The organism is Microvirga sp. 2YAF29 (assembly GCF_052114605.1).
Lineage (GTDB): Bacteria > Pseudomonadota > Alphaproteobacteria > Rhizobiales > Beijerinckiaceae > Microvirga.
In genome coordinates, this window is sequence record NZ_JBFRFB010000041.1 from 1 (window position 1) to 752 (window position 752).

General features: G+C 68.3%; 1 protein-coding gene. It reads right to left on the minus strand.

Annotated features, from left to right (window positions below; genetic code table 11):
- On the minus strand, nt 1–752 hold a 752-nt coding region (locus tag AB4Y85_RS19405; RefSeq protein WP_441986543.1), incomplete at both ends, for a cadherin domain-containing protein.

Consider the following 752-nt stretch of genomic DNA (forward strand, 5'->3'; position numbering starts at 1 on the left):
CTTATTGGGACGGCTGTCGAACACGAACACATCCTGGCCGGCCCCGCCGGTGAGCACGTCCTTGCCCGCGCCGCCGGCGAGCACATCGTTGCCCACCTCGCCCAGGAGCACATCGGCGCCGGACAGCCCCGTGAGCACGTCGTTGCCGGTCTCGCCCTCAAGCCGGTCGGCGCCCGCCGTGCCGGTGAGGGTGAACGGCGTGAACTCGACCGCATCCGTCACCTGGAGCGTGAAGCTCTGGCTCACCTCGCCGCCATAGGCRTCCCGGGCCACCACCRTCAGGCTGTGGCTGGCCTTCGTCTCGAAGTCCAGCGGTCCGGCRAGCACGAGGCTGGTGCCGTCGATGCGGAACGGGCTGCCTGCGGCGAGGCTGTAGCTCAAGCTGTCGCCATCGGCGTCGCGGGCCGARAGCGAGGCGATGAGCGTGCCCGCGAGCGCRGCCTCCGACACGGACGAGGCYGACAGCCCCAGAGACGTCGGAGCGCTGTTCCACAAGGCCAYGGTCTTGTCGGTGAATTCCAGCAGGCGGACGGTCTTGACGAGATCGCTGCCGTCGGGACCGGTCACGGTAAAGCTGCCGTCGCCGTTATTCGTGATCTGGGAGTCTGCAGCCTGGCCTGCGAAGACGGCGGTGTTGATCCCTGCGCCGCCGTCGAGCGTATCGTCGCCCAAGCCGCCGGCCAGGGTGTCGTTGCCGCCGTTGCCGCTGAGCAGGTTGGCATTGGCATCGCCCTTGAACCAATCAGAACCAG